We start from the raw sequence: 23,431 nt of genomic DNA on the forward strand, positions 1-23,431 counted from the left end.
AATTAACACTTGCCCGGTAGCATGGTCGGTGAAAGCCATCATACAGACAATGTACAAGGAGTGGTCCGAGAATGTCGAAGATGCGCAAGGGCTTCCTGCCGCTGCTCATCGCGGCCGTGATGGTATTCGCGGCGGCATGCGGAAGCGGAAGCGGCGAGAGCAATGAGAGCAACGGGGGTACGACGAGCGGGGCCGGGGGTTCAAACAATGCGAACCAGTCGACCAATGCGCCGGCGAATGAATCGAACGGCGGACAAAACAACGGCGGGGCGGAATCCGCGGCGCAGAAATTGTCCGGTTCGATCGAAATTGACGGTTCCAGCACGGTCTATCCGTTGACGGAAGCCGCGGCAGAAGAATACGCAGCGGAGCAGCCGGATGTCCGCGTGACGGTCGGCGTATCCGGAACGGGCGGCGGCTTCGAGCGGTTCTGCGCCGGCGAAATCCCGATTGCCGACGCATCCCGGCCGATCAAGGACTCGGAAGCGCAAGCGTGCAGCGAAGCCGGCATCGCGTACACGGAACTGAGCGTGGCGTATGACGGTCTGTCGGTCGTCGTCAGCAAGGACAACGATTGGGTCGACTATCTGACGGTGGAAGAACTCAACAAAATCTTCGCCCAAGGCAGCACGGTGAAGACCTGGGCGGACGTCCGCGAAGGCTGGCCGGCGGAGGAAATCAAAATGTTCTCGCCGGGCGCCGATTCCGGCACCTACGACTACTTCAACGAAGTCATCCTGGAAAAAGCGGGCATCCGGAGCGACGGCCAGATCAGCTTCAGCGAAGACGACAACACGCTGGTGCAAGGCGTCGCCGGCAACAAAGGCGGCATCGGCTATTTCGGCTTCGCCTACTATGAAGAGAACACCGACAAACTGAAAGTCGTGCCGATCGACGGCGGCAACGGTCCGATCGAGCCGACGCTCGACACGATCAAGGACGGCTCCTACTCGCCGCTGTCCCGCCCGCTGTACATCTACGTCAGCAACAAGGCGCTGGAAGAACGTCCGGAAGTGAAAGATTTCGTCCGCTTCTACATCGAGAACATCGGCGGCATGGCGAAGGAAGTCGGCTATGTCCCGCTGCCGGACGAGAAATACGCGGAAGAAGCGGCCAAGATCAAAGTCTGACGGATGCGTCTGCTCGCCGAATACCGGGAGAATCATGTGATGTCGCTTCACGGCATCACATTTTTCTCGGCGCAATTGTTAACGAATCGTTAAGACAGGGAGGGGTCGCCGCATGAACGGCGAGTGGCTGCAGACCGGCGGGGCCGTCGAACCGCTGAAGCAGACGCCGGAGACCGTCCGCGCCGCCGGCGCCTATTCATTCAAGAACGAACGCAAATCCGTCATGAACCGGCTGATGCCCGTGCTGCTTATGCTGTGCGCTTCGGTCTCGATCATCACGACCGTCGGCATCGTCTATACGCTGGTGTCGGAGACGGTGCTGTTTTTCCGCGAAGTCCCGATTGTTGAATTTCTGACCGGCACGCGGTGGTCGCCGCTGTTCGAGCCGCGGGCGTTCGGCATTTTGCCGCTGCTCGCCGGCACGCTGCTCATTACGATCATCGCCTGCGTCGTCGCGATGCCGATCGGGCTTGCCAGCGCGGTATATCTCAGCGAATATGCGCCGCGCAGGGTGCGGAACATCATCAAGCCGATTCTGGAAGTGCTCGCGGGCGTTCCGACGATCGTCTACGGTTATTTCGCCCTCAGCTTCATGACGCCGATCGTGCGGGCGATTTTTCCGGAGACCGGGATTTTCAACGCCTTGAGCGCCGGCATCGTCGTCGGGATCATGATCATCCCGATGGTGACGTCGCTCAGCGAGGACGCGATGAACGCCGTGCCGAAGAGCCTGCGCGACGGCGCATACGCGCTCGGCGCCACGAAGTTCGAGTCGGCGCTGAAGATCGTGCTGCCCGCCGCGTTGTCGGGCATCGTCGCCTCGTTCGTGCTCGCGTTCTCCCGGGCGGTCGGCGAGACGATGATCGTGACGGTGGCGGCGGGCGCGACGCCGAATCTGACTTTCAATCCGCTCGAAAGCATCCAGACGATGACGGCTTATATCGTGCAGGTCAGCCTGGGCGACACACAGCGCGGGTCGATTGAATACGGCAGCATTTTCGCTGTCGGGATGGCGCTGTTCATTATCACGTTCCTGCTGAATAGTATTGCGCAATATGTCGCCAGGAAATTCCGGGAGGAGTATTGATCATGAACCTGCTGCAAGGCGGAAACCGCCATCAGATCGCCCGCCGCCGGAAAATCGATTTTTGCCTCCATTTGCTGTTCGCCGCGGCGACGTCCGTCGGCGTCATCGCCCTGTGCGCGCTCCTGATCGACATCATCATCGACGGGATCAGCAGGCTGCAGCCCGGGCTGTTCGAGAACTTTCCGTCCCGCCGCGCCGAACGCGCCGGCATGAAGTCCGCCATCGTCGGTTCGATGTACATGCTTTGCATCATGCTGCCGATCAGTTTCGTCCTCGGCGTCGGCGCCGCCATCTGGCTGGAGGAATACGCGGGAAAGAACCGGTTCACCCGGCTGATCCAGCTCAACATCAGCACGCTGGCGGGCGTCCCGTCAATCGTCTACGGCATTCTCGGCCTGACCCTGTTCGTCCGCTTGCTCATGCTGCAGCGGAGCCTGCTCGCCGGCGCGCTCACGATGACGATTCTTGTGCTGCCGATCATCATCGTCTCCGCGCAAGAAGCGCTCCGCGCCGTGCCGAAGTCGCGCCGCGACGCCTCCTACGCCCTCGGCGCGAACCGGTGGCAGACGGTGTCGCGGGCGGTGCTGCCGTCGGCGCTGCCCGGCATTCTGACGGGCGTCATCCTCGCGATGTCGCGCGCGATCGGCGAGACCGCGCCGCTCATCATGATTGGCGCGCTCACCTACGTCGCGTTTCTGCCGAAGCACATGCTGGATCAGTTCACCGTCATGCCGATCCAGATCTACAACTGGCTGTCGAGGCCGCAGCCCGAGTTCCACGAACTGGCCGCCGCCGGCATCATCGTGCTGCTCGCCATGCTGCTGCTCATGAACTTCGCGGCGATTCTGCTGCGGAACAAGTTCTCGAAGATATCCTGACGATCCGGAGGAAAGCCCATGTCCATTTCCATGCCAATGCCCGCATCCGCCGCTACGCCGGCCCGGACGGCGCGGACGCTGATCGAGATCGACCGGCTCAATCTGTACTACGGCGATTTCCACGCGCTGAAGAACGTATCGCTTGACATCCCGGAGCGGGCGGTCACCGCCTTCATCGGCCCGTCCGGCTGCGGCAAGTCGACCCTGCTCCGCTCGCTCAACCGGATGAACGACCTCATTCCGGGCACGCGGATCGAAGGGCGGATCGCGATCGCCGGGACGGATATCTATTCGCCGGAAGTCGATGTCGAGACGCTGCGCAAGAAGGTCGGCATGGTGTTCCAGCAGCCGAACCCGTTCCCGAAATCGATCTACGATAACGTCGCCTACGGCCCGCGGCTTCACGGCATCCGGAAGAAAAGCCGCCTGGACGAGATCGTCGAGTCGAGCCTGAAAGCCGCCGCGCTCTGGGACGAAGTGAAGGATCATCTGAAGCGGTCCGCGCTCAGCCTCTCGGGCGGCCAGCAGCAGCGGCTCTGCATCGCCCGGGCGCTCGCGGTCGAGCCGGACATTCTGCTCATGGACGAAGCCACGTCCGCGCTGGACCCGATCTCGACGCTGAAGATCGAGGAACTGGTGCAGCAGCTCAAGGACCGCTATACGATCGTGATGGTGACGCACAACATGCACCAGGCGGCGCGCGTCTCGAATCAGACCGTCTTCTTCCTGAACGGCGAAGTCGTCGAAAGCGCGGATACGGAGCAGTTATTCGCGGGCCCGTCCGACAGCCGGACGGAAGACTATATCAGCGGCCGGTTCGGCTGACGGACCGGCATGCGGAGAGGAGCCGGAGGACAAAGTGATCAGGCGTGTAGAGTTCGATGAAGGGTTGAACGAGCTGAAGCAATTGCTGGTCGAGATGGGCGGGCGCGTGGAGAAGGCGATCGAAGCGTCGATGCGGGCGCTGCAGGCGATCGACGGAGACGGCGCCCGGAAGGTGGTGGCGGAAGATCCCGAACTCAACCGGCTGGAGGAGCGGATCGTCGAGCTCGGCACGCGGCTGATCGCGACGCAGCAGCCGGTCGCCAAGGATCTGCGGCGCATTCTCGTCGCCTTCCGCATTTCGAACGATCTGGAGCGGATGGGGGATCTCGCGGTCGACATCGCCAAGGCCGTGCTGCGCCTGGAAGGCCGGGAACTGATCAAGCCGCTGGTCGATCTGCCGAAGATGGCGGAGCTCGTGCAGACGATGACCCGGGAATCGATCCGGTCGTTCCTGCAGGAGAATGTCGACCTCGCGTACAAAATGGCCCGCGACGACGATGCGGTCGACGCCATCTACAGCAGTGTGCTGCAAGAATTGTTCGCCCTGCAGCCGGCCAGCGCGCGAGACTCGTCGCAGGCGATGCTGCTCAGCTTCGTCGGCCGCTACCTCGAGCGGATCGCCGACCATGCCACGAACATCGGCGAATCGGTCGTCTATCTGGTGACGAACAAGCGCCCGGATTTGAACCTGTAGCCATAACGCCCGCCCTCGAAACTTCAACAGACTGAGCGATCTTATTTTGCCGCCGTCGAAAGTATTCGACCCGTTTGGAACCGAATAACGCTTCTTGGTTCCGTTGCGACAACCATCATGCGGATTCCCGGGCAAATAACGCCTCTGAGTTCCGAAAGCATTCAGCGTAAGCTTTCTGGACGGGATCGGGGTGCCGCATGAGACCATTTCTGACGAACCTGTGCCTTCTTGGTTTGCCGTAAGCTTCGCTGCTCTGGTCTTTAACGGAACGACGTTCCGTTAACGGGCATTGACGGCTCGCGGGAGCGATAATAGCGGAACGTGGTTCCGCTATTAAACGATTTCGGGAAATTGAACGTCTGCACACCGGCTTGTAACGGAATGACGTTCCGTCAGCCGGTACGATGCTGCACTCGGACGAGCCTTTAACGGTACGTGGGAAGCTGTCTATTCACTGTGGAAAAACAAGGCTCCATCCCCTACTGAAACTTGCAATTCTCGTCCACAAGCCGTTGTGGGTCGGATTGGGGGGATATCCGCCATCATCATGGGTCTTACCTTTCGTGTGCTTTGCTTCATCCGACCGCGATTGGCGCACGACGAAGAAACCCGGGTTTGGGGTTTCCGAGTTTTCGGACCAGGAGTTTGAGGTTTACGACCATCGCCGAAGTCTGTGCCTTGATTTGCAGGGTAACGCGGCTGCGGGTTCGCGCTCCATCCAGAGCGCAGTCGTTCTTCAGTTCCTTGTTCTTCCGTTCGACGACGAGCCGCTCTTGCAACTCGGCTCGCCCGGTCAGACTGTCGTTGTATACCCGGGCGGCTTCGTACAGGTCTGCGTAATCGCTCCGGAATACACGCCGGCCCCCCTTTTCACTGCTCGTGCACGCCTTGCGCGACGGGCAGGAAAGACAAACGTGCGGTGCAAAGCTGTACTGGTGACCTTCCGACTGGCGGATATATTGCTTGCCGACGCTTTGTTGGCCTTCCGGGCAAATGTACACATCCTTCTCCGCATCGTAGACAAACCGGGACGAATGAAACAGACCGGTCGGGTTTTCGGCAATCGGAACCGGAGCGACGACGGGGATCCCCAGTGCGGCCAGTCGCGCCCGGTTTCTCCCGTGGCCATAAGCCGAATCCCCCAGCAGAGCGGAAGGCGTCACGCCAAAGAAACGCTTGATCGTCGCGGTCATGTCGGCTGTCGCATCCTGATCGTGTTCATTGGCCGGAATAGTGCGCACGTCGAGAATGACGCCGCCCGTCGTGCAGAGGTTTTGCGTTTTGTACCCGTAGATGGTTTTCGACCGCTTGGCGATGCGCGCTTCCGGGTCAACCGCGCTCACGATGCGGTTTTTCGGGCGTTCGGCTAGCGGAATCTTTTGAAACCGAACGAGCTCGGGAACGTTCGTCCCGGTCTCCTCGTTCCGGCCTTCGGACGCTTCATCCGCTCCATCGCCGGGGTCGACAGGCGAGCTGTTCTCTTGGAGAATGCGCCGCAGGATCGCTTGCAGCTCCCGCGAACGCTTAAGATGCTTCCACTCCGCCAGAAGCGGCTTGATGTTCTCGTTCTCGAACCAGGCCAACAACCCGTAGGCTTGGGAGACCAGCTTGCTGAAGGCCAGCATGCGAGCCGACGCCGAGGCCGACTTGCTCAGCCGAACGGTTGCGCCATCCAGCGGCAAAGCCTCCAACGCCTCAAGCATCGGTTTTGTCCCGTGCTTGCGCAAATGTTGCGCCAGACGAATCAGGGCATGCTGAATCAGCCGATAGGCGCCCGGGAACTTCAGGTTCACATTGGTCGGGAACGAGTCGATGATCCACTGTTCGTTCCGGTCGCCCCACAGTCCGTACTGGTACATCTGGGCCAGAATGTAGAGATGGCAGGCCCGGAACATGGCGGCTCCCATGCGGCTGCGATCCAGTCCGATCGTGCTGTGGTCGAAACCGATGAAATCCACGGGCAGTTGCAGGAAGCGCTTGATGAACAGGTCACCGATGATTTTTTCTTCGGTCTGACGATCCGACAGACCGTAGTAGGCCTGAACCAGATGGATTTTCAACTTGAGAGACGGCGCATACGGGTACTGTCCTCTGCCGGAATAGAGCACCGCGCACAGCCGATCGGCGAACGAAAAGTCGACCTTGCTGTCGACATGGCTCCAGAACGGATGCGGCGGCAGCTTGGTGTACACTTGCACATCGGCAAAGGAAAGTTGGTCGAACGTTTTGTACCGAACCGAAAAAGTCATATGCGTCGCCTCCTGTAAACACCTTGCTACCATTATACCACGAAAACGGGTGTAATCGTGAGAACGGAAAAGAAAACATCGTATTTTCCAAAGTATTTCGCAAAAATTGATTATCTGTCGCACGATCGTTGTGCACAGTTAATCGACAGCTTCCGTGGTTCCGTTAGCGGTCGCTTTCGGATGAGTCTGAGCTTTCCCTGGAGCCTCAAGTGGACGCGGTGTTCTCGAACGCCGCCCTGCATTGGATGACGAGACCCGGCGGGTCATCCGGTGCGTCTGGGATGCGCTCAAGCCGGGCGGAAGATTTGTCGCCGAGTTCGGCGGCAAAGACAATGTCGGGACCGTGGTCCGGGCGATCATCCGGGTGCTCGGGCGGGAGTACGGGAGGGATGTCTCGCCGCTGAATCCCTGGTATTTCCCGAGCATCGCCGAGTACAGCACGCTGCTGGAGCGGCAAGGTTTCCGGGTGGTATATGCCGCCCATTTCGACCGCCCCACCCGCATGAAGGACGGCGAGAACGGGCTGAGGGTGTGGATGGCGGGGTTTGCGGATTTCTTTTTCGAAGGGCTGACGGACAGGGAAAAAGAGGACGCAATCAGACGGATCGAGCCCGAAACGCGCCCCGCATTGTTCAGGGACGGAGCCTGGCACATCGACTACAAGAGACTCAGGATCATGGCCGTAAAACCTAAGATCGAATAGCCGCTTGCGCCGCTTTCCGACCGGGAGAGCGGCGATTTTGCATTTCGCGGGCGCCATCCCGCGCGAATGTGTTATAGTAGTCGATAGACGGTAAAAGAGAGGTGCCGCCCATGGACAAATGGATCCTGATCGACGGCAGCAGCATCGCGTTCCGCGCGTTTTTCGCCATGCCGACGCTGACGAATGCCGCCGGCATTCATACGAACGCCGTGTACGGGTTTGCGACGATGCTGCTCAAGCTGATCGAAGAAGAGAAGCCGACGCACATGCTGGTCGCGTTCGACGCGGGCAAGGTGACATTCCGCCACGAAGGATACGAGGACTACAAGGGCGGCCGCGAGAAGACGCCGCCGGAGCTGAGCGAGCAGTTCCCGCTCATCAAGGAGCTGCTGGACGCGCTCGGCGTCGCGCATTATGAACTGGAAAATTACGAAGCCGACGATATTATCGGCACGCTGTCGCGGATGGCGGAAGAAGCCGGCAAGGAGACGCTGATCGTCACCGGCGACAAGGACATGCTGCAGCTTGTCTCCGACCGCGTGACGGTGGCCATCACCCGCAAGGGCATCAGCGAAGTGGAACGGTTCACACCCGAGGCGATCCGGGAGAAATACGGCCTCACGCCGCTGCAGATCATCGATCTGAAGGGGCTGATGGGCGACGCTTCGGACAACATTCCCGGCATTCCCGGCGTCGGTGAGAAGACGGCGCTGAAGCTGCTGCACGAGTACGGTTCGGTCGAAAATGTGCTCGCGAACGCCGCAGCGCTCAAGGGCAAAATGCGTGAGAAGGTCGAGCAGCACCGGGAAGACGCGCTGATGAGCAAGCGGCTCGCGACGATCTACCGCGAGGTGCCGCTTGACCGCGGCGAGGCGGAAATCGCGTACAACGGCTACGACAGGCCGACGCTGGCCGCTGCGCTGCGCAAGCTCGGATTCCGCTCGCTGATCGAGCGGCTCGGGCTGGATCATGCCGAAGCCGGAAGCGGAGCCGGAGCGGATGCGGCAGGCGGAGCAGGGCCGGAAGCGGCGGAACTGCGCATCGTGCGGCAGACGCCGGAGACGGCCGCCGAGCTTGCGGCGGACAAGCTGGCGGAAGCCGAAGCGGTGCTGATCGAATCCGCCGGCGAGAATCCGCATCAGGCTTCGCTGATCGGGGTTGCGATCGTGATCGGCGACACCGTGCACGTCCTGACGGGCGATGTGCTCAAGTCCGAAGGCGCGGCGGCCGTGCGGGACTGGCTGGCCGACCCGGAGCGGCCGAAGACCGGCTACGACCTCCACAAGGCCGCGCTCGTCCTCGGCTGGGAGGGCATGGAGCTGAACGGATTCGGGTTCGACGTGCTGCTGGCCGCCTATCTGCTCGACCCGACCGGCGGCAACGACGCCTTGAGCAGCCTCGCGGCCAAGTACAACCAGCCGCCGGTGAAGCCGGATGACGCCGTGTACGGCAAGGGCGCGAAGTTCGCGGTGCCGGACGAAGAGACGCTGGCCGGCCATCTGGCGAGCAAGGCGGACGCGATCCGGCGCATCGCGCCGCTGCAGCAGCAGGAGCTGGAGCGGCTCGGCATGCACCGGCTGTATTACGAGCTGGAGCAGCCGCTGTCCCGCGTGCTGTGCAAGATGGAGCGGCAAGGCATCGCGGTCGACGCGGAAGCGCTGGAGGAGAACGGACGCGAACTGGAACGCCAGATCGCCGATACGATCGCGGCGATCTATCGGCTTGCCGGCACGGAGTTCAATCTGAATTCGCCGAAGCAGCTCGGCGAGATTCTGTTCGAGAAGCTCGGTCTGCCCGTCAAGAAGAAGACGAAGACCGGCTATTCGACGGACGCCGAAGTGCTGGAAGCGCTGGAACCGTATCACGAGATCATCGGCCTCATCCTCCATTACCGGCAAATCTCGAAGCTGCAGTCGACATACATTGAAGGCCTGCTGAAGGAAATCCGCAAGGAGACGGGCAAGGTCCACACCTATTACCGGCAGACGATCGCCGCAACCGGCAGGCTGTCCAGCCAGTTCCCGAACCTGCAGAATATTCCGATCCGGATCGAGGAAGGCCGGCGCATCCGCAAGGCGTTCGTCCCGTCCGAGCCGGGCTGGTACATCCTGGCCGCCGACTACTCGCAGATCGAGCTGCGCGTCCTCGCCCATATCTCCGGCGACGAGCGGTTGAAAGAAGCGTTCCTCTCCGGCATGGACATCCATACGAAGACGGCGATGGACGTGTTCGGCGTGCCGGCGGATCAGGTCGACGCGAACATGCGCCGGCAGGCGAAGGCCGTTAACTTCGGCATCGTTTACGGCATCAGCGATTTCGGGTTGGCGACGAACCTGAAGATTGCGCGGAAGGAAGCGGCGGCGTTCATCGAGCAATATTTTGCGGTATTCAGGGGCGTGCGCCAATATATGGACGACATCGTCGCGAAGGCGCGGCAGGACGGCTATGTGACGACGCTGCTTGAGCGCCGGCGGTACTTGCCGGAGATCAACGCGTCGAACTACAATCTCCGGTCTTTCGCGGAACGGACGGCGATGAACACGCCGATCCAGGGCACGGCGGCTGACATCATCAAGCTGGCGATGGTGAAGATGGACGCGGAACTGCGGGATCGCGGGCTGCGCAGCCGGATGCTGCTGCAGGTGCACGACGAGCTCGTGTTCGAAGTGCCGGAAGACGAGCTGGAGACGATGAAAGAGCTCGTGCCGTCCGTGATGGAGAACGCGATCGAACTGGACGTGCCGCTCAAGGCGGAAGTCAGTTATGGCAAAAACTGGTATGAAGCGAAATAAACCGGCCAACCGGGTTGGAGAGGGGGAGGTCGAATGCCGGAACTGCCTGAAGTCGAGACCGTGGCGCGCACGCTGAACGCGCTGGTCGCCGGCAAGACGATCCGCGCCGTTACGGTGCGGCTGCCCCGCATCATTCAGCGGCCGGAAGAGCCGGAGGCGTTCGCCGCGGCGCTCGAGGGCCGAACGATCCGGAGCATCGGACGGCGCGGCAAGTTTCTGCGGTTCGTGCTGGACGACCTGGTGCTGGTCTCGCATCTGCGCATGGAAGGGCGGTACAGCGTCTGTCCGGCGGACGAGCCGATCGAGAAGCATACCCATGTGCTGTTTCATCTGACGGACGGCACGGATCTCCGGTACAAGGATGTGCGCCAGTTCGGCACGATGCATCTGTTTCGGCCGGGCGAGGAATTCGAGCAGCCGCCGCTGAGCAAGCTGGGGATGGAGCCGCTTGACGATGCCTTTACCGTGGAAGCGCTGCGCAAGCTGCTCGGCGGCCGCAAGGCGCCGATCAAGCCGCTGCTGCTGAATCAGGCGTATGTCACGGGACTGGGCAACATCTATGTCGACGAGTCGCTGCACAAGGCCGGCATCCATCCGGAGCGGCCGGCATCGTCGCTGCGCGCCGCCGAATGGACGCGGCTGCACGCTTCGATCCGCGAGACGCTGCGGGAGGCGGTGGACGCGGGCGGTTCTTCCGTCCGGTCTTATGTGAACGGCCAGGGCGAGATGGGGATGTTCCAGTTCCGCCTGTATGTTTACGGCCGGGAAGACGAGCCGTGCCGGACATGCGGCACGCCGATTGTGAAGACGGTCCTCGGCGGGCGCGGAACCCATGTCTGCCCGGTCTGCCAGCCGTACCGGAAAGCCCGGGGCCGCAGACCGGCCGGCAAGGCGCCCGCCGCCATTCCGCGGCGGATGGCCGGGGACGCGGCCGCAGCGGCGGCGGATGTGACTTCGCACTCCTAAGCGGTATCACGTCAGGCGCCCTGCCCGCCGCATGCACCCCGGCATGCTCCCTGCATATGATGGCAGTACCATCTTGGGCGGCCTTCGGTAACCGCCCGCGCAGGGAGGGGCATTCATGTTCGCTACGGGCGCGTCGCTGGCGCTGCTGGCGCTGGCGGTCAGTCTTGACGGCTTCGGTGTCGGCGCGTCATACGGCATCCGCGGCATCCGGATTCCGGCTTTGTCCGTCCTCATTATCGCGATCTGCTCCGGCTGCGTTGTCTGGATGGCGATGGCGGCCGGCGGCTGGCTGACCGCATGGCTTCCGGAAACGGTCGCGCAAACGGCGGGCGCCGTGCTGCTGATCGCCGTCGGATTGTGGGCGCTCGCGCAGCTTCGGCGCAGCGCGGGCGGCGGAGAAGCCGTCCGGGGGACGGATGCCGGGGAGGATTGCGGCGGGAAGACGTCGGATGCGGTTGCCGCTAATTCGGACGCGGCGGAGGCGGGCGGTCCGGATACGTCTTCGGTTCGCTCAATCGTCCGCATCGAGCTGCGGCGGCTCGGACTGGTCATCTGCGTATTGCGCGCGCCGCAGACGGCCGACATGGATCGGTCGGGGACGATCTCCGCATCGGAAGCGGTGCTGCTCGGCTTCGCGCTGTCGCTCGACGCGCTCGGTGCGGGATTCGGCGCGGCGATGGTCGGTTTTCCCGCGCTTCCATCCGCGCTGTTCATCGCAGCGGCCAGCGGCGGGTTTCTTCTGGCGGGACTTCGATTCGGCCGGCGGTTCGCGGTCCGGTTCGCCGGCGCGAAGGCCGTGTCCGTCCTGCCCGGCCTCATTCTGATCGCCACGGGCATCGCCCGATTGATGGAAATTTGACGAGGTGACGGCATTGATCATCGGACTTACAGGCGGCATCGCGTGCGGCAAGAGCACGGTCGCCGCCATGCTCTCGGAGCGCGGCGCCTTCGTCGTCGACGCCGACCGGATCGCCCGCGAAGTCGTCATGCCGGGCGAACCGGCCCTGGCCGAAGTGGCCGCCGTCTTCGGACAAGCCGTCATCCGGGATGACGGCACGCTTGACCGGCGGAAGCTGGGCGAGATCGTATTCGCCGATCCGGACAAGCGGCGGCAGCTGGAAGCGATTCTCCATCCGGCCATCCGCGAGCGGATGTGGACGCTTATCCGGCAAGCCAAGGCGGACGAGCCCGGCCGGATGGTCGTGGCGGACATTCCGCTCCTGTACGAGACCGGTCAGGAAGGGCTGTACAACGGCGTGCTGGTCGTCTATGTGCCGCGCGAAATGCAGATCAAGCGGCTGCTTGCGCGCAATCCGGAGCTGGATGAAGCGCAGGCCCGCGAACGGATCGACGCGCAGATGGATATCGAACGGAAGAAGGAACTGGCGGACTGGGTCATTGACAACAGCGGCAGCCTGGAATCAACCAAGCGGCAGGTGGAAGCGCTCTGGCGCCGGTTGTCAGACATGCGGAAGCCATGAGGCGGCGGCGCAAGAGACGCGGATGGCTGCTTGCGGCGCTGCTGCTGTTGCTGGCGGTCCTGTACGCCGAACAGAGCGGCTGGGTGAAACAGCGCATGTATCCGATCGCGTATCGGGATGATATAAGGGCAAGCGCGCTGAGTCACGGCGTGGAGCCGCACCTGGTCGCGGCCATCATCCGCATTGAATCGAATTACAAGACGGGAAGGGTATCGAGCAAAGGCGCGCTCGGCATCATGCAGATCATGCCGGATACGGCCGCCTGGATCGTGGAGCAGGCGCGTTATGAAGGCGTGACGCTGGACAAGATCCAGCACCGCGCGGATGTCGGCATCGAGCTGGGCACCTGGTACCTGGCTTCGCTGCTCCGGCAGTTCGACGGCAACATGGCGGCAGCGGTCGCCGCGTATAATGCGGGCCCCGGCAACGTAAGCGCCTGGCTGAAGGAAGGCGTCTGGGACGGCACGCTCGCTTCGAGTGACGACATTCCGTTCGGCGAGACGCGGCGGTATGTACAACGTGTCATTTATTACTATAATAAATACAAGTCGATCTATCCGGATTTGTGACGCACACAGGTGACTTTTTGCATGCAAAAGGGCTCGGGTGCCGCCGCCCGTCCGGCGGCAAGCACCCAAGCTTGACGATAAAGCCTCTGATACCGCGGATTATTTGAATTGCCCTGCCAGCGATTGCTCGGCAATCTGTACCAGCTTCCGGGTGATGTAACCACCGATGGAGCCGGCATCACGAGTCGTCAGGTTGCCGTAGTACCCGTCTTGCGGGAGGGCAATGCCCAGTTCTTGGGCAACTTCATACTTCATTTGGTCCAGTGCGGCATTTGCCTGCGGTACGACCAATTGGTTGCTGTTGCGGTTGCTGCCCGGCATCGTCGTTTCACCTCCCTCGCGTGTGGTACCTGTATTATGCGCGATATGCAGAACATCATGACGATGCGGCGCTGGTGAGTTGTTCCCAATTTTCTTTGCATGCATCCGGTCACGACATGGAGGTTTCGAAAACCGATGAAATGCCCGTATTGCGAACATTCCGGCACGAAGGTGCTTGATTCCCGGCCGGCCAACGAGAACAAGTCGATCCGCCGCCGACGCGAATGCGAGCGGTGCTTGCGCCGCTTTACGACGTTCGAGATGATCGAGGAGACGCCGCTGATCGTCATCAAGAAGGACGGCAGGCGCGAAGAGTTCAGCCGCGACAAGATGCTGCGCGGGCTGCTCAAGGCGTGCGAGAAGCGGCCCGTATCGGTCGAGCGGCTCGAAGTGATCGTGTCCGAAGTCGAGAAGGAAATCCGCGCGACGGCGAAGGCCGAAGTCGAAAGCCGCGAAATCGGCGAGCTGGTCATGGAACAGCTCTATCCGGTCGACGAAGTGGCGTACGTCCGGTTCGCGTCCGTTTACCGGCAGTTCAAGGACATCAACATGTTCATGAAGGAATTGACGAATCTGCTCTCGAAGCATGCCATGGAAGACAAGCCAAACAGTTGACAGCCCGGCCGCCTTCATGCTATATTATTTTCTGTTGCCGCACTTGATCGAATGTGCGGGATCATCAGGAAATCCGGGCCTTTAGCTCAGCTGGGAGAGCGCTTCGCTGGCAGCGAAGAGGTCAGCGGTTCGAACCCGCTAAGGTCCACCATACCACGAACGCATGCAGTCCTTCGGGACTGATTTTTTCTTGGCTCGGGGATAGGGGTTAGGCAGCCTCAGCCGTTCCGCCGCATCCTGACAAAATTGCTGCAAAAATCATTTGAAAAACATGTTGACATCGAGTTGTGGAAGTGATATTATCTTTTTGTCGGCTTCGATGAAGCGACTTTCTCAAAACGGGTTCTTAGCTCAGTTGGTAGAGCAGGTGACTCTTAATCATCAGGTCCAGGGTTCGAGCCCCTGAGAACCCACCATTGACGAAGACAGACCGCCGGTCGCATGACCGGCGGTTTTTTATTTGCGTCGGCGGTGCAAGCTTAGTTTGGCCTGAACGCCGCCTCCAGGGCGCCCGTGTCCTCGAAACCGCGGAAATATTTGATCTTGCCGTCCTGCACTTCGACGACGACCGCCCAGCAGCTTTCGAACGTCCGGTTTGTGCTGCGGACCCGGTGCTTGAACCTTACCCACGCGAAGGCGGAAGTTTCATCGGCGAGGACTTTGCGGATTTCGAATTCCTGCGGATCGAGGTCTCTCGCAAACTTGGAGAGCAGCGTCCTTATTATGGACGGAACGATGGATGTCGGCGTCACCACCGTGCCGGATCATCCGGACGGCAGTATCGCGGTCGTCCCGCTGTTTCACGAAGAATTTGTGCTGGCGGTTCGCGCCGATCACCCGATGGCGAAGGCCAAGGCGATCCCGTTCGATCATTTGCGGCAAATCCGGATGTTCATGTTCGGCGCGGAACATCAGATCACGAAGCGGATCCGCGCTTGCTGCGAGGCGAAAGGGCTGGTCCTCGACAATCCCATCGTGACTTCCACGCTGTCGACGCTCCTGTCGCTCGTCGGACAAGGTCTGGGCGGAGCCATCCTTCCGCGGCTGCTGCTTGAGTATATGCGGCCCGACAACATTGCCGCCGTCACGCTGCTCGATCCCACGCCGAGCCAGGACATCTGCACTCTGTACCGCACGGACAAATATTTGAGCCAAGCCGCAAGAATCTTTATGGACGATCTGGTTTCTTTCGTGGAAAGCGTCAAGGCGCAGGCTGCCCTGTCATCGGGCTGAACCGTGCAGACGAATTGGAAAGAACGAACGACAACACGCACGCGCTGCGGTTCTATCAGAAGCAGGGCTTTCATCTGCATGCGCTTCGCGTCAACGCGCTTGCGGAATCGCGCAAGCTGAAGCCGGAAATTCCGGAGGTCGGCAATGACGGCTTTTCGCTGCGCGACGAGATCGAGTTGAGCATGTGGCTGGATTGATGGGAATTGGACTAACGGAACCATAAGACGCTATTTTATCGCCCACGCAATCTTTTGAATGTATAACGGAACGTGGTGCACTTATTGGGGCTGCGTGGACGATTTTTTTTGCCTTTTTTCTGCAATAAAGTCATCTGGTTCCTTTAGCGCATGTAAATCGCATGATTTTGACCAATAGCGTATGTACGTTCCGTTAGCATTGAGCCTGTTACGCGTCATAACGTCTCTTCGCCTGGCCGTCCGATAGCCTGTCGCCGACGTTGACTTGATATGTGCGGTATCGAATATTGCCGCTCGCGACGACCAGATGGTTCGAATCTACAAGCCGATGCAGCACTTTGCGGGCATACCGTTCGGTGATTCGCAGATGACCGGCCAACTCGTTCGGCGTAAACGGCCGGAGCAGCCTGCGCGCGAACCGGACCGTTTCCGCCTCCAGCCAGTCCAGCCCCGCATCCGCATCGAAAGACAAAAATTTACCCACAAAGGACAACACCAGCTGCTTGCAAAACTCCGGCTCTTCCCGGATCGACAGGTACGCCACCGGCAGCCAGATCCAGCCGTCGAGCGAGAGCAGGCTTTGCCGGCGGCACAGATCCTTGAACCTCCGCGTATCCAGATCGCGAGCATGCGTCCGATAGTCCTGAATCTCGATGTTGCCTTTGGCGCCGCCCGGCATGAACGCGAGATCCAGATATTGGTAACCCTGGTGGAAATCGCGGACTTCCCATTCCGCATGCAAATGATTGAACGATCCGACAACGGGATACCAGATGCTGCGAAGAAACTCCACCGTACCATGGCTGAGCCCTTTTTCCAAAAGCTCGCGTCTCCGGTGGTTCATCTCCTCCGCTATTTGCTTCTGCATCCACAGCTCATACTGTTTGGTGAACACGACGAATCTCCCCTCAATGAAAAATGCCGCTTCGATCCCGTGGGAGGATCAAAGCGGCATGTGCTTCATGACCGTTGATTTGAATATAACACCGGACAGCGCCGGGATCAAGCGCGGCATTCCCGTTCCGGAAGCGCAGAAGCGGGCAATTCAAACGGCGGTGATGAGGAGGACCGTCAGCGTTTTTCAACCGCGGCAAGTGAAAGAATCGCCCCCCAAACTTCCAACTTTTTTCAATCCCGCGCCGTCTAATTGGCATAAGCAACCGCTATTGCGTTCGAGCCTTATCCGGAATACATCGTATCTTGAAACGGCGCTTGCCTCGACAGCACGAATGCCCGGGATCTCCCGCGGAACGGGAGACAGCCGGGCATTTGCATTTGCTCGATAACAGCCGTCATCGCTATATTCGCACGACCATTCAAACCTCGCGGCCTGCCGGCGCCGTCCGGCTGCCCGCCAGCATCCAGACGGCGAGGACGAACATGGCGTGCGACCAGGTGAGCGGCACGACCCATGCCGTTTCGCCGGTGCTGCGGTCGACTTGTTCCGGCAGCAGGCCGAGGCGCGTCCGGTGGTCGATCGCCCATTGCATCAGCCGCTCAGCTTCGTCCGGCCGTCCCTGGGCAATGCGGAATTGCGCGAGCCACAGCGTGGTCAGAATCCACGGGTTGCCACCGATGTACCGGTCGTTCTCGTAGCGCTTGATGCCGCCGACACCGGGCGTCCACAGCGCTTCCTGCACCCGGTCAGCCGTCTTCGCCATCCGCTCGTCGCTGACGTCAAGCGCCGCGAAGGGTACCGCGAGGCCGAGCAGGCTGACATCGACGATCGGATCGACGTCCAGCACATACCGCGCGTAGCCTTTGGCCGTCCGGGTGACCGTGCCGCCGGCTCCCGCCCGGACGGCGGCGTCGTATTGATCTTCCGGCACGGTCAGGCGGATCGAGCGGTAATGGCAGCCGCGTCCGGCATCCCACAGATGGGCGGCGATGCCGTCCCGCACGCGCCGCGCGGCTTCGCGCCACTTCTCGGCCGGTTCCCGCCGGCCGCGCGCCTCCGCGATGCGTGCGGCAGCGTCGAGGCCGCCATAGACCGCCGCCGATGAGTAGGCGTGCTGGGCGACCCGCTCTTCCCACAGGTCATGGGACGGCTTCGGCAGGCCGTTCTCGTCCAGCATGCGGACGAGGAAATCGGCGCCCCGCTCGACCGCTTCCCACACTTCGTCGCCGAGCACCCATTCGCTGCCCGTCAGCTCGTAATGGCGCCACAACCCCCACAGGATCGAGGCGCCTTCGTCGATCTGCAGTCCCCACGACGGCGCGAGCGTGCCGTCGTGATAGTGCCGCTGCTGCCACGCGCCGGACCGGTCCTGCGCGGTGAGCGCCCAGCGGAAAAATTTCTCCGACAGCGTCCCGAGCCCGGCCAGATCCATCGCGGTTGCGATGAACGCGGCGTCCCGGCCCCAGCAGTAGCCGTATCCGCCCGAACGGGCGTAGGATTCATCCATTTCGGGCGCGGCGATGACGGCGCCGGACAGTTCGTCGCTCATCAGCTTCATGACGAGCAGGGAGCGCTCGTACAGGCTGCGGATCGGCTCATCGCCGATCGGGCACGGGTTGGCCGCCTTGAGCCAGTTCCGCCAGTACTCGGCGGTTCGGTTATAGAGCTCGGCGTATGGCACGGAGCGAAGCTTGCCGAGCTGATCGAGGGCCGGCTCGATCCGATCCGCGGCCGACAGGTACAGCGTCAGCTCAACCGTGCCGCCGGGCGCGACATCCGGGAAGCGCCAGGCCATTGCGCCGCCGGCGCCCAGCTGCGCTTCCGATCCGTTCAGCCTTCCGGATTCCGCTTCCTCGCGCGAAGCGCCCGCCTGAAACTCGGCGCATGCCCGGTCCGCCGACACGGCGAAGACGTGCGATCCCCGATAATGGACGAGCGCATCCGACGGTTCGTCGAAGAGCGACGCCTGATGATGGGGCGTCTCGCCGATCCAGAACGAAGCATAATGGATGAATTGCAGGGAGACACTGCGATCTCCGGTGTTCGTGATCCGGTAATGGCGAATGAGGACATCGGCATCGGGTGCGGCAAAATGCGTCGACTCGATCAAGACCGGATGATTTCGGTGGGTGGCGGCGGTATGCACGATGTTGGTTCCGGGCTCGTACCCGGCGTCCGCCCGCCAGCCGTCCGTTTCGCTGTCGAACCACAGCGTGCTTCCGCCGTCGATCCGGATGCCGGTCCGCCACTCGTCCAGATGCTGCGGGCTGTCGATGTGCGGATGCCACAGACGATAGATGCGTCCTCCGGCTCCGAGCGCGGCCAGCATGCGGGAATTGCCGATGACGGCGTCAATCAGATGCGGTTTTTTGGACAGGTCGATTCGTTGCTGCGCTGCTTGCTGCAATCGCGTCATCTCCTCACGGGCATAAATTTGGCAGGATTATCCAAAACTTCATTTGACGGACGAGCCGCGCACGATCAGACGGTGCGGAATGATTTTGCGGGTCTGGTGCAGCGGTTCCTTGGAGATCGTCTTGATCAGCGTCTGCGCCGTCATGTAGCCGATCTGGTACGTGCCGATGTCCACGCTGGTGAGCGGCGGCGACGTATGCTCGGACAGTGAAATGTTGTTGAAGCCGACCAGGCACATGTCCTGCGGGACGGAGTAGCCGAGTTCGTTCAGGCCGTGCAGCACGCCGAAGGCGACGATGTCGTCGATGACGACGAGCGCGGTCGGCCGCTCGGGCAAATTCATCAGCATCGACATGGCGCGGTAGCCCGTCTCCTGCAGAAACTCGCCTTCAACGATCCAGTCTTCCGAAATGCTCAGCCCGGCTTCGAGCATGGCTTGCCGATATCCCGTGAGCCGGTCCTGCGAGACGGTCAGCTCCTGCGGGCCGCTGACGAAGCCGATCCGCTCATGCCCCTGGTTGATCAGGTGGCGGGTGGCATCGTATGCCGCCTGCACGTTGTCGTTGTCGACCGTCGGCGCATCGGGGAAGTCCGGAGAGCGGCCGATGATGACGAACGGGAACCCGACTTCATTGAGAAAATGGATCAGCGGGTCTTTCGTCTTCGAGCTGAGCAGAATGATCCCGTCGACCCGACGCCCGCGCACCAGTCGTTTGACGGTCTCGAGCTCGTCCGATTCGCTGCTTCCGGACGCGATGAGCAGGTCGTACCCCGAACGGTTGGCCTGCGCGAGAATGCCGCGCAGCACTTCATGGAAGAAGTAGTTCTGGAACAGCTCTTCGGCCGGACGGGGCAGAATGACGCCCAATATATGGGTGGCTTTCGACACGAGCCCTTTGGCCATGCTGTTCGGATGATAGCCGAGCTCTTCCATGACCCGGGTGACGCGTTCGGCCGTTTTCTTGCTGATCCGCGGGTGCTTCGAGATGACGCGGGATACGGTCGAAGGCGATACGCCGGCCCTCCTTGCGACGTCCTTGATGGTGACGGACATGGTCGTTTTCCCTCCGTGCAATCGTTACCACACAAATGTTAGGTACAATAGTACAGGAAATCAACTAAATTGTAAAGATTCGGCCAAACCAGGGTGGACAACCGCTCACCGGAGACGCTCGTTGCACGGATCAGCCTTCCAAAACGCGAGAAAAACGACTATAAACAAAGCAATCAGGAGAAAACCCAATGCAAACGGACCATAATCTTGAAATATGGCCAAATCAGCATTGTGCAAACGATTTACTAATTTCACCCCATCCCTTATGATAGCGTTAAACAATTAAGCGCTTACGTCAACGGAAAAGCGCTGCCAACAAGCATTATTTCCAGCTCTGATGCAGATGGTCGGCGTTTTTCCACGAAGTTTGTACAAACGTTTGCTCAGATTCCGTTCTGGGCTCCGCGCTTGAAAGCAGGCAAAGGGGGGAAGTGCCGCCGGTTTGCGCCAGGAGGTTTGAAATTCGCCAGGAATACGGAAGGTGTGCACTCGCATCTGTCATTTTCCCGGTTACATGACGACAAGGAAAGGGGTTCTCACGCGAAATGAACACGAGAAACAAGAAATGGATGTCCATGGTCATCATGCTGGTGCTTGCGCTGGTGCTGGCTGCCTGCGGCGGCGGCAACAACAACGCGGGCAATACCGGAAGCAATGCAGGCGGCGAAACTTCGTCGAACGGCCAAAACAGCGGCAACGCCGGCGGCAACGCCGGCGACGCGGGCGCGGAAGAGCCGCAGATCGAAGAAGGCGCGCAGCTCCTCGTATGGGACAACAGCGACGCCGAATTTGAATGGGCGCAATATGTGGCGGAAGAATTTACGAAGAAGTACGGCATCCCGGTTACGGTCGAGAACGTCACCCATACGGACGCGCCCGGCAAGCTGCAGACGGACGGGCCCGCCGGCCTCGGCGCAGACGTCTTCCTCGCGCCCCACGACCATACGGGGAACATGGCGTCGGCCGGTCTCATCCTGGAGAACTTCTACAGCGACGAAATCATGAACGAGCACATCGACGCGGCCATCACCGGCGGTTCCTTCGAAGGCAAACTGTACGGATATCCGATTGCGGTTGAAACATACGGGCTGTTCTACAACAAAGATCTGGCGGAAAAAGCGCCGGAAACGTGGGAAGAACTGTTCGAGATGGCGAAGGCGTTCAACGATTCGGCGAACCAGAAATACGGCTTCATGTATGAAGTCGGCAACTTCTACTATGACTTCTCGTTCATCGGCGGCTACGGCGGCTATGTGTTCGGCTCGGACAACACGGACCCGAACGATCTCGGGCTGAACTCGGAAGCCGCGGTGAAAGCGGCTCAATTCGTCAAGCGGATCCATGACGAGATTCTGCCGATCAAGAAAGAAGACATCACCTACGACATCAAGGATTCGCTGTTCAAGGAAGGCAAGCTCCTGTTCAACGTGAACGGTCCGTGGGCCGCGGCAGGCTACCGCGACGCCGGCGTGAATTTCGGTGTCGCGCCGCTGCCGAAGCTGGACAACGGCGAGCATCCGACGAGCTTCTCGGGCATCAAGTCCTACTATGTCAATGCTTACACGAAGTATCCGGAAGCGGCGTCGCTGTACGCGAAATTCGCCGCCAGCAAGGAAATGCAGCTCAAGCGCTTCGAGATCACCGGCCAGGTGCCGACCCGCAAGGATCTGTCCGACGATCCGACGATCAAGAACGATCCGGTCGTATCCGGCATTCTGGAGCAGGCGCAATACTCCATCCCGATGCCGAACATTCCGGAAATGCAGACGGTCTGGGGTCCGATGGCATCCGCCTTCTCGCTCATTTGGAACGAGAACATCGATCCGCAGCAAGCGCTTGACGACGCGAAGAAGCAGATCGAAGACGCCATCAAACTGATGCAATAAGCGGCTGCCTGACCGAACGGGCGGAACCCGTGTCCGATGCGCGTGCTCGGGCACGGATTCCTTTTTCAATTAATTGTACAGGATGGTGGTTCTTCTGAACGGCAAGGTACACGCGCGTGCCGGCGCGCTGCTGTCGCTGCTTTTCATGGGCCTCGGACAGATCTACAACCGGCAGTTCGTGAAAGGACTGCTGTACGCGCTGCTCGAGCTTTATGTGCTGTTCTTCTGGTCGAAGCCGTTCGTCGAAGGGATGCGCGGGCTGATCACATTGGGCGACAAGGTGCAGCAGCGAAGCGCCCGCGGCACGATCATCGAACAGGGCGATCACTCGATCATCCTGATGATTACGGGGATCATTTTCGCCCTGCTGTTCCTCCTGTTCATTGCGGTCTACGCGCTCAACATCCGCGATGCGTACAAGGTCGGCGCGATGCGGGACAAAGGGGAGAAACCCCGCAATTTCGCGGCGTCGATCGCGCATGCCTGGGAGCAGGGCTTTGCCTATATCCTGCTGACGCCGTCCTTCGTGTTCGCGCTCTTCACGATCGTGCTGCCGCTTATCTTCGGCATTCTGATCGCGTTCACGAACTATTCCGGTCCGAACCACCTGCCGCCGAAAAATCTGGTCGACTGGGTCGGCTTCGAGACATTCACCAGCCTGATCCAGTTCAGGGCGTGGAGCAACACCTTCCTCGGCGTGCTGATCTGGACGATCATCTGGGCGCTGCTGGCGACATTCACGACGTATTTCACCGGATTGTTCTACGCGCTTCTGCTCAATCACCGGGTGGTCAAGTTCAAGAAGTTCTGGCGCACCCTGCTCATTCTTCCTTGGGCGGTGCCGGGCGTCATCTCGCTGCTCATCTTCCGCAACATGTTCAACGGCGAGTTCGGCCCGATCAACCAGTATCTGAAAATGATCGGCCTGCAGGCGATTCCGTGGTTCTCCGACCCGTTCTGGGCAAAATTCGCGATCGTCGTCGTCAACATCTGGTTCGGCTTCCCGTATTGGATGGCGCTCATGTCCGGTGTGCTGACGAACATCGACAAGGAGCTGTACGAAGCGGCCGAGATCGACGGCGCGGGCGGATTCCAGCGGTTCCGGAGCATCACGCTGCCGCTCATCCTGTTCTCGACGGCGCCGCTGCTCATCATGAGCTTCGCGAACAACTTCAACAACTTCAACATGATCTACCTGTTCACGTCCGGCGGACCCGCCAACCCGTCCTACAGCTACGCGGGTTCGACCGACATTCTCATCTCGTGGATCTACAAGCTGACGCTCGAGCAGAACAAGTTCAACATGGCGTCCGTCGTATCGATCTTCATCTTCATTGTCGTCGCCGGGTTCTCGATCTGGAATTTCCGCAGGACGAGGGCGTTCAAAGAGGAGGACATGGTGGCATGATGAAGAGGAAGGGAAAGGAAGGGATCGATG

At 60.7% G+C, this 23,431-nt stretch carries 23 protein-coding genes and 2 tRNA genes; 19 read left to right on the plus strand and 6 right to left on the minus strand.

Annotated features, from left to right (window positions below; all coding sequences use genetic code 11):
* The first annotated feature begins 71 nt into the window (after positions 1–71).
* The 5 genes from THECO_RS06445 to phoU all read left to right on the plus strand — a co-directional run bounded on the left by THECO_RS06445 (position 72) and on the right by phoU (position 4,614).
* Complete coding sequence (locus THECO_RS06445; protein ID WP_015254246.1) at positions 72–1,130, plus strand: PstS family phosphate ABC transporter substrate-binding protein; 1,059 nt, start codon at positions 72–74, stop codon at positions 1,128–1,130.
* A 223-nt stretch (positions 1,131–1,353) separates the two neighbouring features.
* A complete protein-coding gene (gene pstC, locus THECO_RS06450) occupies positions 1,354–2,217 on the plus strand; it encodes a phosphate ABC transporter permease subunit PstC (RefSeq protein WP_041854244.1) in 864 nt (287 codons plus the stop codon).
* 2 nt (positions 2,218–2,219) lie between these two features.
* Complete coding sequence (gene pstA, locus THECO_RS06455) at positions 2,220–3,095, plus strand: phosphate ABC transporter permease PstA (RefSeq protein WP_015254248.1); 876 nt, start codon at positions 2,220–2,222, stop codon at positions 3,093–3,095.
* Between the two features lie 36 nt (positions 3,096–3,131).
* Positions 3,132–3,920, plus strand: a complete 789-nt coding sequence (pstB, locus tag THECO_RS06460) for a phosphate ABC transporter ATP-binding protein PstB (protein ID WP_052835844.1) — start codon at positions 3,132–3,134, stop codon at positions 3,918–3,920.
* A 34-nt stretch (positions 3,921–3,954) separates the two neighbouring features.
* On the plus strand, positions 3,955–4,614 hold the full coding sequence (gene phoU, locus THECO_RS06465; protein ID WP_015254250.1) for a phosphate signaling complex protein PhoU: 660 nt from the start codon (positions 3,955–3,957) through the stop codon (positions 4,612–4,614).
* Positions 4,615–5,189: 575 nt separating this feature from the next.
* Here the strand turns inward: phoU and THECO_RS06470 are convergent.
* Positions 5,190–6,863: a transposase gene (locus tag THECO_RS06470; RefSeq protein WP_015253411.1), complete on the minus strand. Its 1,674-nt coding sequence runs from the start codon at positions 6,861–6,863 to the stop codon at positions 5,190–5,192.
* A gap of 241 nt (positions 6,864–7,104) precedes the next feature.
* Between THECO_RS06470 and THECO_RS06475 the strand changes: the two genes are divergently transcribed.
* The 6 genes from THECO_RS06475 to THECO_RS06500 all read left to right on the plus strand — a co-directional run bounded on the left by THECO_RS06475 (position 7,105) and on the right by THECO_RS06500 (position 13,374).
* Positions 7,105–7,566 carry a hypothetical protein gene (locus THECO_RS06475; RefSeq protein WP_052835845.1) on the plus strand — a complete coding sequence of 154 codons (462 nt, stop codon included), beginning with the start codon at positions 7,105–7,107 and terminating at the stop codon, positions 7,564–7,566.
* A gap of 110 nt (positions 7,567–7,676) precedes the next feature.
* Positions 7,677–10,358, plus strand: a complete 2,682-nt coding sequence (gene polA, locus THECO_RS06480; RefSeq protein WP_015254251.1) for a DNA polymerase I — start codon at positions 7,677–7,679, stop codon at positions 10,356–10,358.
* Between the two features lie 33 nt (positions 10,359–10,391).
* Positions 10,392–11,324: a DNA-formamidopyrimidine glycosylase gene (mutM, locus tag THECO_RS06485; protein WP_015254252.1), complete on the plus strand. Its 933-nt coding sequence runs from the start codon at positions 10,392–10,394 to the stop codon at positions 11,322–11,324.
* 115 nt (positions 11,325–11,439) lie between these two features.
* Positions 11,440–12,183, plus strand: a complete 744-nt coding sequence (locus tag THECO_RS06490) for an MntP/YtaF family protein (RefSeq protein WP_015254253.1) — start codon at positions 11,440–11,442, stop codon at positions 12,181–12,183.
* Positions 12,184–12,196: 13 nt separating this feature from the next.
* Positions 12,197–12,805, plus strand: coding sequence for a dephospho-CoA kinase (coaE, locus tag THECO_RS06495; protein WP_015254254.1), 609 nt, complete (start codon positions 12,197–12,199; stop codon positions 12,803–12,805).
* Entirely contained in the window at positions 12,802–13,374 is a 573-nt protein-coding gene (locus THECO_RS06500; protein ID WP_015254255.1) for a lytic transglycosylase domain-containing protein, read from the plus strand. Before coaE ends, THECO_RS06500 begins: the two co-directional genes overlap by 4 nt.
* A 99-nt stretch (positions 13,375–13,473) precedes the next feature.
* Here the strand turns inward: THECO_RS06500 and THECO_RS06505 are convergent, their stop codons facing one another.
* On the minus strand, positions 13,474–13,695 hold the full coding sequence (locus THECO_RS06505) for an alpha/beta-type small acid-soluble spore protein (RefSeq protein ID WP_015254256.1): 222 nt from the start codon (positions 13,693–13,695) through the stop codon (positions 13,474–13,476).
* A gap of 135 nt (positions 13,696–13,830) precedes the next feature.
* Between THECO_RS06505 and nrdR the strand changes: the two genes are divergently transcribed.
* The 3 genes from nrdR (at position 13,831) to THECO_RS06520 (ending at position 14,726) form a co-directional block, all read left to right on the plus strand.
* Entirely contained in the window at positions 13,831–14,310 is a 480-nt protein-coding gene (gene nrdR / locus THECO_RS06510) for a transcriptional regulator NrdR (RefSeq protein WP_015254257.1), read from the plus strand.
* Between the two features lie 75 nt (positions 14,311–14,385).
* Positions 14,386–14,461: transfer RNA gene (locus tag THECO_RS06515), tRNA-Ala, on the plus strand.
* 189 nt (positions 14,462–14,650) lie between these two features.
* Positions 14,651–14,726: transfer RNA gene (locus tag THECO_RS06520), tRNA-Lys, on the plus strand.
* A 63-nt stretch (positions 14,727–14,789) separates the two neighbouring features.
* Here THECO_RS06520 and THECO_RS06525 read toward each other — a convergent pair.
* On the minus strand, positions 14,790–15,065 hold the full coding sequence (locus tag THECO_RS06525; RefSeq protein ID WP_157373539.1) for a nuclear transport factor 2 family protein: 276 nt from the start codon (positions 15,063–15,065) through the stop codon (positions 14,790–14,792).
* Between THECO_RS06525 and THECO_RS06530 the strand changes: the two genes are divergently transcribed.
* On the plus strand, positions 15,034–15,543 hold the full coding sequence (locus THECO_RS06530; RefSeq protein ID WP_052835847.1) for a LysR family transcriptional regulator substrate-binding protein: 510 nt from the start codon (positions 15,034–15,036) through the stop codon (positions 15,541–15,543). The genes THECO_RS06525 and THECO_RS06530 overlap by 32 nt on opposite strands.
* Before the next feature lie 14 nt (positions 15,544–15,557).
* Positions 15,558–15,740, plus strand: coding sequence for a hypothetical protein (locus THECO_RS06535; protein WP_052835848.1), 183 nt, complete (start codon positions 15,558–15,560; stop codon positions 15,738–15,740).
* A gap of 208 nt (positions 15,741–15,948) precedes the next feature.
* On the opposite strand, the gene THECO_RS06540 is transcribed toward THECO_RS06535, so the two are convergent.
* Complete coding sequence (locus THECO_RS06540; protein ID WP_015254258.1) at positions 15,949–16,635, minus strand: hypothetical protein; 687 nt, start codon at positions 16,633–16,635, stop codon at positions 15,949–15,951.
* Between the two features lie 58 nt (positions 16,636–16,693).
* Between THECO_RS06540 and THECO_RS21625 the strand changes: the two genes are divergently transcribed.
* The gene (locus THECO_RS21625) at positions 16,694–17,026 is read left to right on the plus strand and encodes a hypothetical protein (protein WP_157373540.1); all 333 of its coding nucleotides are present in this window, start codon (positions 16,694–16,696) and stop codon (positions 17,024–17,026) included.
* Between the two features lie 30 nt (positions 17,027–17,056).
* Here THECO_RS21625 and THECO_RS06545 read toward each other — a convergent pair whose 3' ends face one another.
* Complete coding sequence (locus THECO_RS06545; RefSeq protein WP_015254259.1) at positions 17,057–19,045, minus strand: glycoside hydrolase family 15 protein; 1,989 nt, start codon at positions 19,043–19,045, stop codon at positions 17,057–17,059.
* A 48-nt stretch (positions 19,046–19,093) separates the two neighbouring features.
* Complete coding sequence (locus tag THECO_RS06550) at positions 19,094–20,107, minus strand: LacI family DNA-binding transcriptional regulator (protein WP_015254260.1); 1,014 nt, start codon at positions 20,105–20,107, stop codon at positions 19,094–19,096.
* A gap of 545 nt (positions 20,108–20,652) precedes the next feature.
* Between THECO_RS06550 and THECO_RS06555 the strand changes: the two genes are divergently transcribed.
* Both THECO_RS06555 and THECO_RS06560 read left to right on the plus strand, forming a co-directional pair.
* Positions 20,653–21,993, plus strand: a complete 1,341-nt coding sequence (locus tag THECO_RS06555; RefSeq protein ID WP_041853832.1) for a sugar ABC transporter substrate-binding protein — start codon at positions 20,653–20,655, stop codon at positions 21,991–21,993.
* 82 nt (positions 21,994–22,075) lie between these two features.
* Positions 22,076–23,401 carry a sugar ABC transporter permease gene (locus THECO_RS06560; RefSeq protein ID WP_015254262.1) on the plus strand — a complete coding sequence of 442 codons (1,326 nt, stop codon included), beginning with the start codon at positions 22,076–22,078 and terminating at the stop codon, positions 23,399–23,401.
* Positions 23,402–23,431: the final 30 nt, after the last annotated feature.

It is taken from the genome of Thermobacillus composti KWC4 (genome assembly GCF_000227705.2).
Lineage (GTDB): Bacteria > Bacillota > Bacilli > Paenibacillales > Paenibacillaceae > Thermobacillus > Thermobacillus xylanilyticus.